Annotated in this window: 1 protein-coding gene; it reads right to left on the reverse strand. The window is 78.4% G+C overall.

The annotated features are described in order from the left end of the window. Positions 1-751, reverse strand: a 751-nt coding sequence (locus CCN56_RS41430) for an NAD-binding protein (RefSeq protein WP_179200183.1), incomplete at both ends; no start/stop codon positions are given.

The following is a 751-nucleotide window of genomic DNA, read 5'->3' on the forward strand; positions in this document are numbered from 1 at the left end:
CTCCGCCACCGCCGGCGACCGTCCGGTCGTCCGGCAGGAGGCGGGGGCCGGCGTCGCCGCTGCGCTCGGAGCCCTCGCAGCCGACCGGGTCGCCGGCGGTGGCGGAGAGCAGGGCGAGCGTGCAGAGCCCGGGGTCGGGTGCCTGGCCCGCGACGGGCGGCCGGTCCACGGCGTGCAGCAGCAGTCCCCCGGCCTGCACCACCTTGCTGGTGCCCGCGACGGCGGCCGCGGCGAGGCCGGGGGCGGCGGTGTCGACGTCGGAGAGGACCGTGGTGGCGGCGTCCAGCTTCTCGGGGTCGAGGCCGGGTTCGGCGACGGCGGCGGCCTGGTCGAGGAGGGTTTCGAGGTACTGGCCGAGCTTGCGGTTGTAGAGCCGGATCACCAGGCGCAGGCGGGGGTTGAGCCGGCGGGCGGTGAGTGCGGCCCGGATGTTGGCCTCGTCGTCCTCGTGGACGAGGGCGAGGGCGGCGGCGCGCTCGACCCCGGCGTCCGTCAGGGCCCGGTCGTCCGCCTCCGCGGACTCGACGACCCGCAGGACGCCGGTGGGATCGTCCCCGGGGGATCCGGCCACGGCACCGGTCCCGGTGGTGCGGGTCACGGCGGCGGTCACCCGGCCGAACAGGGCGAGCGCCCGGCCGGTGCGGCCGGCGGGCGTGCGGGGCGCGTCGGGCAGCGCCGGCACCAGGAGCGTGACCTGCTCCCCGTACACCTCGTGGAGTTCGCGCGCGAGGCGGTGGGCGAGGGCGTCGTC

It is taken from the genome of Streptomyces sp. NRRL B-24572 (assembly GCF_002156145.1).
GTDB classification, from domain to species: Bacteria; Actinomycetota; Actinomycetes; order Streptomycetales; family Streptomycetaceae; genus Streptomyces; species Streptomyces vietnamensis.